Origin of the sequence: Streptomyces sp. NPDC007162, assembly GCF_040634175.1 — a bacterium.
Lineage (GTDB): Bacteria > Actinomycetota > Actinomycetes > Streptomycetales > Streptomycetaceae > Streptomyces.
In genome coordinates this window covers 1-8,455 of the sequence record NZ_JBEYFC010000398.1, presented here as the reverse complement: position 1 = coordinate 8,455, position 8,455 = coordinate 1, and the positions used below count along the sequence as shown (strand labels likewise).

7 protein-coding genes are annotated in these 8,455 nt (G+C 71.6%); 6 read left to right on the top strand and 1 reads right to left on the bottom strand.

Annotation, left to right across the window (positions count from 1 at the left end; all coding sequences use genetic code 11):
- The 6 genes from ABZ646_RS33800 to ABZ646_RS33775 all read left to right on the top strand — a co-directional run.
- Positions 1–1,708, top strand: a 1,708-nt coding sequence (locus tag ABZ646_RS33800; RefSeq protein WP_360527513.1) for an amino acid transporter, incomplete at its 5' end; no start/stop codon positions are given.
- A gap of 126 nt (positions 1,709–1,834) precedes the next feature.
- A complete protein-coding gene (locus tag ABZ646_RS33795) occupies positions 1,835–2,356 on the top strand; it encodes a hypothetical protein (protein WP_360527510.1) in 522 nt (173 codons plus the stop codon).
- Positions 2,357–2,405: 49 nt separating this feature from the next.
- On the top strand, positions 2,406–2,801 hold the full coding sequence (locus ABZ646_RS33790; protein WP_360527507.1) for a helix-turn-helix transcriptional regulator: 396 nt from the start codon (positions 2,406–2,408) through the stop codon (positions 2,799–2,801).
- A gap of 290 nt (positions 2,802–3,091) precedes the next feature.
- Positions 3,092–3,916: a molybdate ABC transporter substrate-binding protein gene (modA, locus tag ABZ646_RS33785; protein ID WP_360527504.1), complete on the top strand. Its 825-nt coding sequence runs from the start codon at positions 3,092–3,094 to the stop codon at positions 3,914–3,916.
- A complete protein-coding gene (locus ABZ646_RS33780) occupies positions 3,913–4,761 on the top strand; it encodes an ABC transporter permease (protein ID WP_360527501.1) in 849 nt (282 codons plus the stop codon). The genes modA and ABZ646_RS33780 overlap by 4 nt, the downstream gene beginning before the upstream one ends.
- Positions 4,758–5,825, top strand: coding sequence for an ABC transporter ATP-binding protein (locus ABZ646_RS33775; RefSeq protein WP_360527498.1), 1,068 nt, complete (start codon positions 4,758–4,760; stop codon positions 5,823–5,825). The genes ABZ646_RS33780 and ABZ646_RS33775 overlap by 4 nt, the downstream gene beginning before the upstream one ends.
- A 60-nt stretch (positions 5,826–5,885) precedes the next feature.
- On the opposite strand, the gene gcvP is transcribed toward ABZ646_RS33775, so the two are convergent.
- Positions 5,886–8,455: aminomethyl-transferring glycine dehydrogenase (gene gcvP / locus ABZ646_RS33770; RefSeq protein WP_360527495.1), on the bottom strand; the 2,570-nt coding region annotated here is incomplete at its 5' end.

The window sequence follows — 8,455 nt, the reverse complement described above, 5'->3', positions numbered from 1 at the left end:
GATCGTCACCCTGGCCGGCGCCCTGCCGGTCTACCGGCGCGTCGCCGAGGAGAGTCCGCACGGCGAGGGCTCCATCGCCATGCTGGAGCGCCTGCTCTCCTTCTGGCAGGGCAAGCTGTTCGTGCTGACCCTGCTCGGCTTCGCCGCCACGGACTTCCTGATCACGATCACGCTCTCGGCCGCCGACGCCTCCACCCACCTGGTGGAGAACCCCCATCTGACCGACGCCCTGCACGGCAAACAGATGATCATCACGCTGATCCTGGTGGCGCTGCTCGGCGCGGTCTTCCTCAAGGGCTTCCTGGAGGCGATCGGCGTCGCGGTCGCCCTGGTGGGGATCTACCTCGCCCTCAACGTCGTCGTGGTGATCGTCGGCTTCTGGCACGTCATCACCGCCGAGCACGTCATCACCGACTGGAGCAGCGCCCTCACCGCAGAACACGGCAACGTCTTCGTCATGGTCGGCGTCGCCCTGATCGTCTTCCCGAAGCTCGCCCTCGGCCTGTCCGGGTTCGAGACCGGTGTCGCCGTCATGCCGCACGTCAAGGGCGACCCGGGCGACACCGAGCAGCAGCCCACCGGCCGGATCCGGGACGCCAAGAAGCTGCTCACCACGGCCGCCCTGATCATGAGCGTCTTCCTGATCGCGACCAGCTTCATCACCACGCTGCTGATCCCGGAGAACGAGTTCAAGCCGGGCGGCGCCGCCAACGGCCGTGCCCTCGCCTACCTCGCGCACCAGTACCTGGGCGGCGCCTTCGGCACGGTCTACGACATCTCGACGATCTGCATCCTGTGGTTCGCCGGCGCGTCCGCGATGGCCGGGCTGCTCAACCTGATGCCCCGCTACCTGCCCCGCTACGGCATGGCCCCGCACTGGGCCCGCGCCGTGCGTCCGATGGTCATCGTCTTCACCCTGATCGCCTTCCTGGTCACCTGGATCTTCGACGCCAGCGTGGACGCGCAGGGCGGCGCCTACGCCACCGGCGTGCTGGTCCTGATCAGCTCCGCGGCCATCGCGGTGACCATCGCCGCCCGCAAGGCCGGACAGCACAGGTGGGCCGTCGCCTTCGCGGTGATCTCGGCGGTGTTCCTGTACACGACCGTCGTGAACGTCATCGAGCGGCCGGACGGCGTGAAGATCGGTGCCTGCTTCATCGTCGGCATCATCCTGGTGTCGCTGCTGTCGCGGCTGGCCCGCGCCTTCGAGCTGCGCGTGACGAGCGTGACGCTCGACGACATGGCGGAGCGGTTCGTCAGGGACATGGCCAGCCGCAGGATCCGGTTCATCGCCAACGAGCCGGACGCCCGTGACAAGGCCGAGTACCGCGACAAGGTCGACCAGATCCGGGCCGACAACGACATGCCCGAACAGGAGGACTTCGTCTTCGTCGAGGTCACCGTCACCGACCCCTCCGAGTTCGAGGCGAGCCTCACCGTCCGCGGCGAGGTCCTGCACGGCCGCTACCGCGTGCTGACCCTGGAGTCGGCATCCATCCCCAACGCCCTGGCCGCCCTGCTGCTGCACGTCCGCGACGAGACCGGCGCCATCCCGCACATCTACTTCGAGTGGACCGAGGGCGGCCCGTTCGCCAACTTCCTGCGTTTCTTCCTCTTCGGCCAGGGCGAGGTCGCCCCGGTCACCCGGGAGGTACTGCGCGAGGCCGAGCCGGACCGCGCCCGACGCCCGCGCGTCCACACGGGCTGACCCCCTTCCTCCCGGCAACCCGGCCCCCCCCCCGGCCGTAAGAATCCCGTCAATAACCGCTCAGTCCGTATAAGAAGCCCGTCAGCGGTCGCTCCCCCACGCCCGCCGGCCCCTACCGTCGGCCTCATGGAGGACAGAGGACCTGGGGGCCGGGCGACCGGCGACCGCACCTGGCGTGGCAGCGCGCACCTGGCCGTCTGCTGTGCCCTCGGCTTCGGCGGCCTCACCCTCGGGGTGGACTGGGACGCCGGCAGCCTCACCCCGGTCCGCGCCCTGCTCTGGGTGGCCCTCTCGGCCATCATCCTCAGCATGCTGCTGCCGGCCCGCGTCACCGCGGGGCCCGGCTGGCTCGCGGTACGCGGCCCGCTGCGCCGCCGTACGGTCCGCACGGACTCCCTCCTCTCCGTCGGGCAGTACGGCGACGTCGCCGCGCATCTGGTCCTGCGTGACACCCTGGGCAACCGGCTGGAGCTCGACCCGGGCGTCCTGCACGCCAATCCCCTGCTCTGGCACGAGCTCGACACCGGCGTCCGCCGCTCCATTGAGCGCGGCACCCTGCGCCGGGGCACCGAGGTGCTGGCCCGGCTCGGCCACGAGATCGACGACACGAACGCCCGCGCGGTCCTGGAGGCGTCCGGGCTCAGCTGACCGCCGCCCCTCGTCCGCACAGCCCGCCACCTGGCCCTAGGGTGAGCGCATGCCTTCCTACTCGATCGGCCAGGCGGCACGGCTGCTCGGCGTCAGCCCGGACACCGCCCGCCGCTGGGCCGACGCGGGCCGGATGGCCACGCATCGCGACGAGGGCGGCCGGCGGCTCATCGACGGCACGGACCTCGCGGCGTTCTCCGTGGAGTTGGCCAAGGCGGGCGCCGGCGAGGAGGACACCTCCTACACCTCGGTCCGCAACGCGTTCCCCGGCATCGTCACCGCGATCAAGCTCGGCGACGTCGCCGCCCAGGTCGAGATCCAGGCCGGCCCGCACCGGCTGGTCTCCCTGCTGACCCGGGAGGCCGTGGAGGAACTGGGCCTGGAGGTCGGTATGGAGGCCACCGCCCGGGTGAAGTCGACGAACGTGCACATCGACCGCGTCTGACCGGTCACACGCGCGGTCCGGGTGGACGCCGGGCGCCGCACATGGGCGAAATCGGGGTCGGTCTCGGCACCGGTGACCGCGATGAGGAAGCGCGCAGCCGGTCCTTGCGGTACCCGCGGCACAGCACCGTACAAACGCACATGCCAGGTGGCCGACCGATGTGTGCAGCTCATGCGATGTGACAGGGGACTTACGCCTGGCAAATGCGGCAGTATCATCATCGCGCGGCCGTTGCCGGTCGCAGCAGGGCGCGACAGTTTGCTCACAAGACTCAGAGGAGTTCACTCGTGATGACCCGTACCGCGCGACGGACCCGGCGGACCTTCCAGGTGGCCGGTGTCTCGATCGCGGCCCTGCTGGCCCTGAGCGCCTGCTCGTCCTCCGACGACTCCTCCGCGACGACCAAGTCGGACACCTCGTCGTCGGCGTCGCCCAAGCTGTCGGGTTCGATCACCGTGTTCGCGGCGGCCTCCCTCAAGGAGAGCTTCACGACACTGAAGGCCGACTTCGAGAAGGCCCACCCGGGCACCACGGTCAACTTCAGCTTCGGCGGCAGCGACACCCTCGCCGCGCAGATCACCAGCGGCGCGCCGGCCGACGTCTTCGCCGCCGCGAGCGCCAAGACCATGGCGATCGTGACGGACAAGAAGGACACCGCCACCGCACCGGCCACCTTCGTCCGCAACCAGCTGGAGATCGCCACCCTGCCGGGCAACCCCGACAAGATCTCCTCCCTCAAGGACCTCACCAGGTCCTCGCTCAAGGTCGTCCTCTGCGACAAGACGGTGCCCTGCGGAGCGGCCGCCCAGAAGGCCCTGGACGCAAGCAAGCTCAAGCTGACCCCGGTCTCCTACGAGGAGGACGTCAAGTCCGCCCTCAACAAGGTGGTCCTCAAGGAGGCCGACGCGGCCGTCGTCTACAAGACCGACGTGAAGGCCGCGGGCAGCAAGGTGGACGGCGTGGAGTTCCCCGAGTCCGCGAGCGCGATCAACGACTATCCGATCGCTCTGCTGAAGAACGCCCCGAACCTCGCGGTGGCCAAGGCGTTCGTCGCGCTGGTGCAGTCCGCCGAGGGTCAGCAGGTCCTGAACCGGGCCGGGTTCCTCAAGCCGTGACCAGGGCCGACGAGTCCGGCGCCGCGGCCGGCCCCCGCACCGGCCGCCCGCGGCGCCGACGCGTCCGCACCGCCGTGCCACTACCGCTCCTCCTCCCCGGAGCGGTAGCTCTGGCGTTCCTCCTGCTGCCTCTGGCCGCACTCCTCCTGCGCGCCCCCTGGAGCAGCCTCCCGTCCCTGCTGACCAGCCCCGACGTCTGGCAGGCCCTCCAGCTCTCGCTGTTCAGCGCGACGGCCGCGACGGTGGTGAGCGTGATCCTCGGGGTGCCGCTGGCCTGGCTGCTGGCCCGTACGGAGTTCCCCGGCCGGGTTCTCGTACGAGCACTGGTCACCCTCCCCCTGGTCCTCCCCCCGGTCGTCGGCGGTGTGGCCCTGCTCCTGGCACTCGGCCGCAACGGGGTCGTCGGCCAGTGGCTGGACGCCTGGTTCGGCATCACGCTCCCGTTCACGACGACCGCGGTGGTGATCGCCGAGTCCTTCGTGGCCATGCCGTTCCTGGTGATCAGCGTGGAGGGCACGCTCCGCGCCGCCGACCCGCGCTACGAGGAGGCGGCGACCACTCTGGGCGCCTCCCGCTTCACCGCGTTCCGCCGGGTCACGCTCCCGCTCATCGCGCCCGGCATCGCGGCGGGCGCGGTCCTGGCCTGGGCCCGCGCACTGGGCGAGTTCGGAGCGACGATCACCTTCGCGGGCAACTTCCCGGGCCGCACCCAGACCATGCCCCTGGCAGTCTACCTGGCCCTCCAGAACGACCCCGACGCGGCGATCGCCCTCAGCCTGGTCCTGCTGGCGGTCTCGATCGCGGTACTGGCGGGCCTGCGCGACCGTTGGATGAAAGCACCATGACCACTCCGCCGCAGCCCGCAACCGACACCGGTCTCGACGCGCACCTCGTCGTCACCCGCCCCGGTTTCCACCTGGACATCACCCTCACCGCCGCCCCCGGCGAGGTCGTCGCCCTCCTCGGCCCCAACGGAGCGGGCAAGACCACCGCCCTGCGCGCCCTGGCCGGGCTCACCGACCTCACCGCCGGCCATCTCCACCTGGACGGCGAGCGGTTGGACCGCACGCCCCCCGAATCCCGCCCGGTGGGCGTCGTCTTCCAGGACTACCTCCTCTTCCCCCACCTCACGGCCCTGGACAACGTCGCCTTCGGCCCCCGTTGCCAGGGCGCGACGAAGGCCGAGTCACGCGCGCTGGCAGCCGCCTGGCTGGACCGTATGGGGCTCGCCGGACACGCCGGGGCCAAACCCCGCCGTCTCTCCGGCGGACAGGCCCAGCGCGTCGCCCTGGCCCGCGCGCTGGCCACCCGCCCCCGGCTGCTCCTCCTGGACGAGCCCCTCGCGGCCCTCGACGCCCGTACCCGCCTGGACGTACGCTCCCAACTCCGCCGCCACCTGGCCGAGTTCGAAGCCGTGGCGGTACTGGTGACGCACGACCCGCTGGACGCCATGGTGCTGGCCGACCGACTGATCGTGATCGAGCACGGCCGGGTCGTCCAGCAGGGCACCCCGGCCGACATCGCCCGTCATCCGCGCACCGACTACATCGCCCACCTCGTCGGCCTCAACCTCTACCGGGGCCGGGCCGAGGGGCACACGGTGAAGACCGCGAGCGGCCCCGCGATCAGCATCGCCGAGGAGCTGTCCGGTGACGTCTTCGTCGCGTTCCCGCCGAGCGCGGTGACCCTCTTCCGGGACCGCCCCACGGGCACCAGCGCCCGCAACCTCTGGCGCTGCGAGGTCACCGGCCTGGAGACGCACGGCGACCAGATCCGCGCCGGCCTGACCGGAGCACTCCCCCTCGCCGCCGACCTCACCACGGTCGCGGCGGCCGAACTCGACCTGCATCCGGGCGCCGCGGTCTGGGCCACGGTCAAGGCGAGCCAGACGCACGCGTACCCGGCGTGAACGCGGAAGGCCCCGCCGAAGCGGGGCCTCCTGCCGGCGTGCGTGCCCGGGTACTGCGGCTCAGTCCTCGTACGCGTCCAGCGGCGGGCACGAGCACACCAGGTTCCGGTCGCCGAAGGCCTGGTCGATGCGGCGCACCGGCGGCCAGTACTTGTCGGCGGCCGACACCCCGGCCGGGAACACGGCCTCCGCACGGGAGTAGGCGTGCTCCCACTCCCCGCCGAGCGCGGCGGCCGTGTGCGGAGCGCCCCGCAGCGGGTTGTCGTCGGCGGGCCACTGTCCCGCCCCGACCTTGTCGATCTCCGCGCGGATGGCGATCATCGCGTCGCAGAACCGGTCCAGCTCGCCGAGATCCTCGGACTCGGTCGGCTCGATCATCAGCGTGCCCGCGACGGGGAACGACATCGTGGGTGCGTGGAACCCGTAGTCGATCAGCCGCTTGGCGACGTCGTCGACGCTCACCCCGGTCGCCTTGGTCAGCGGCCGCAGATCGATGATGCACTCGTGCGCGACCAGCCCGCCGGGGCCGGTGTAGAGCACGGGGAAGTGCGGCTCGAGGCGCTTGGCGACGTAGTTGGCGCTGAGCACGGCCACCTGGGTGGCCCGCTTCAGCCCCTCGCCGCCCATGAGCCGGACGTACGCCCACGAGATCGGCAGGATCCCCGCGGAGCCCCAGGGCGCGGCCGAGATCGGTCCGACCCCGGTCTCGGGTCCGGCGGCCGGCTGGAGCGGGTGGTTCGGCAGGTACGGCGCCAGGTGGGCGCGTACCGCCACCGGACCGACGCCCGGGCCGCCGCCGCCGTGCGGGATGCAGAAGGTCTTGTGCAGGTTCAGGTGGGACACGTCGCCGCCGAAGTGGCCCGGCTTGGCGAGCCCGACCAGGGCGTTCAGGTTGGCGCCGTCGACGTAGACCTGGCCGCCGGCCTCGTGGACCTGCCCGCAGATGTCGGCGACGTGCTCCTCGAACACTCCGTGGGTGGACGGGTACGTGATCATCAGCACCGCGAGTTCGTCCCGGTGCTGCTCGATCTTCGCTCGCAGGTCCTCGACGTCGATCTCGCCGTCCTCGGCGGTCTTCACGACGACGACCTTCATCCCGGCCATCACGGCGCTGGCGGCGTTGGTGCCGTGCGCGGACGACGGGATCAGGCAGACGGTCCGCTGCGCGTCGCCGTTGGCCCGGTGGTAGGCGCGTACGGCGAGCAGCCCGGCGAGTTCGCCCTGGGATCCCGCGTTGGGCTGCAGGGACACCTTGTCGTACCCGGTGACCTCGGCGAGCCGCTCCTCCAGCTCCCGGATGAGCGTCAGATAGCCCTGTGCCTGCTCGGCGGGGGCGAAGGGGTGCAGCTGGCCGAACTCGGGCCAGGTGACCGGCTCCATCTCGGTGGTCGCGTTGAGCTTCATGGTGCAGGAGCCCAGCGGGATCATGCCCCGGTCCAGCGCGTAGTCCCGGTCGGCGAGCCTGCGCAGGTAGCGGAGCATCGCGGTCTCGGAACGGTGGTCGTGGAAGACGGGGTGGGTGAGGTACGCCCCGGTGCGCAGCAGTGCCTCGGGCAGCGTGTCCTCGGCGACCGCGTCGAGCGCCTCGATGTCGCCCTCGACCCCGAAGGCGGTCCAGACGGCGGCCAGCTGGGCGCGCGTGGTGGTCTCGTCGCAGGCCATGGAGACGTGGTCGGTGTCGACGAGCCGCAGGTTGACACCGCCCTGCCGGGCGGCCGCGACGACCTCGGCGGCCCTGCCGGGCACGCGCGCGGTGAGGGTGTCGAAGTAGGCGCCGTGCACGATCTCGACGCCGCCTGCGGTGAGCCCGGTGGCGAGGACGGTGGCGTACCGGTGGGTGCGCCGGGCGATGGCCCTGAGCCCCTCGGGCCCGTGGTAGACGGCGTACATGCCGGCCATCACGGCGAGCAGCACCTGGGCGGTGCAGATGTTGCTGGTGGCCTTCTCCCGGCGGATGTGCTGCTCACGTGTCTGCAGCGCGAGCCGGTAGGCCTTGTTCCCGTCGGCGTCCACGGACACACCCACGAGCCGTCCGGGCAGGCTGCGCGCGAACTTCTCCCGGACGGCCAGGTAGCCGGCGTGCGGCCCGCCGAAGCCCATCGGCACGCCGAACCGCTGGGTGGTGCCGACGGCGATGTCGGCGCCCAGCTCGCCCGGCGAGGCCAGCAGGGTCAGCGCGAGCAGGTCGGCGGCGACGGTGACGAGCGCGCCGAGCTCGTGCGCCTGCTCGATGACGGGCTTGATGTCGCGTACGGCACCGGAGGCGCCGGGGTACTGGATGAGCACGCCGTTGATCTCACGCGCGGCGAGGTCCGCCGGGATGCCGTCGGCGAGGTCGGCGACCACGACCTCCACGCCCGTCGGCTCCGCCCGGGTCTGGATCACGGCGATGGTCTGCGGCAGCGCGTCCGCGTCGACGACGTAGACGCCCTTCTTGTTCTTGCCCATGCGCAGCGACAGGGCCACGGCCTCGGCGGCGGCCGTGCCCTCGTCGAGCAGCGAGGCGCCGGAGGTGGGCAGTCCGGTGAGGTCGGCGACCGCGGTCTGGAAGTTCAGCAGCGCTTCCAGCCGGCCCTGGGAGATCTCCGGCTGGTACGGCGTGTAGGCCGTGTACCAGGCGGGGTTCTCCA

Excerpts from the sequence above, each read along its gene's own strand:
- modA (WP_360527504.1), top strand. The coding sequence starts at position 3,092 with ATGACCCGTACCGCGCGACGGACCCGGCGGACCTTCCAGGTGGCCGGT.
- ABZ646_RS33775 (WP_360527498.1), top strand. The coding sequence starts at position 4,758 with ATGACCACTCCGCCGCAGCCCGCAACCGACACCGGTCTCGACGCGCAC.
- ABZ646_RS33795 (WP_360527510.1), top strand. The coding sequence starts at position 1,835 with ATGGAGGACAGAGGACCTGGGGGCCGGGCGACCGGCGACCGCACCTGG.
- ABZ646_RS33790 (WP_360527507.1), top strand. The coding sequence starts at position 2,406 with ATGCCTTCCTACTCGATCGGCCAGGCGGCACGGCTGCTCGGCGTCAGC.